At 34.3% G+C, this 682-nt stretch carries 1 protein-coding gene; it reads left to right on the top strand.

What is annotated here, in order from left to right; translation table 11 throughout:
- Positions 1-122: 122 nt before the first annotated feature.
- Entirely contained in the window at positions 123-680 is a 558-nt protein-coding gene (locus tag BCT49_RS05360; protein WP_102434438.1) for a response regulator, read from the top strand.
- The last annotated feature ends 2 nt before the right edge of the window (positions 681-682 follow it).

Below are 682 nucleotides of genomic sequence, written 5' to 3'. Positions count from 1 at the left end.
GAATTACGCAACAAAGCCGTTTGATTCCTATTTTGAGATACCTATCATTGAATTCTTAGATAAATTTACGATATTCTGTACAGATATTTCCTAGAATAAAACATGAATTGGTAACTATATTTATGAAAGCACTAATCGTTGATGACAACCCAATAAACAACCTAATATTAGAAGATATTCTTTTACAATTAGACATAGATGTTGTAGCAAGCTCAAGTATTTGGCACGCTATAGCAACATATAACTCAGACGATTTTGATCTCGTGATTACAGACTTGGTTCTACCTAACGAGGATGGCTACGATCTCGCAATGCATGTTCATTCTAATAGCAAGGGGAAAGTACCTATATTATCTTCAAGTATCAACCGGGTAGAAGCCGAGTTCTCAGGTATATTTTATGACAGTATATTTAAACCGTTTTGTCGAAAGACAATCTTTGATACGTTGACACCAATTATCATTACCTATTCAAGATCAGAACCTATTATTCCTCACAAAAATATATCAACTACAAACAAATACACTCAGGAACTTATCATGAGTGCAAATACAGATCTTTTAGAGATTCAGTCGTCTATTCAAGTAAAGGATTTCAGTCGGGCTATCAAGACGCTACATAGACTTAAAGGAGCTCTTTTAACTCTGAATTCTGACCCTAATTCAGGCTTTGTTGCGTAATT

Origin of the sequence: Vibrio lentus (assembly GCF_002875945.1) — a bacterium.
Classification (GTDB): domain Bacteria; phylum Pseudomonadota; class Gammaproteobacteria; order Enterobacterales; family Vibrionaceae; genus Vibrio; species Vibrio apostichopi.
The sequence above is the reverse complement of the archived record's forward strand: the minus strand, read 5'-3'. Positions and strand labels throughout refer to the sequence as shown.

Excerpts from the sequence above, each read along its gene's own strand:
- BCT49_RS05360 (WP_102434438.1), top strand. The coding sequence starts at position 123 with ATGAAAGCACTAATCGTTGATGACAACCCAATAAACAACCTAATATTA.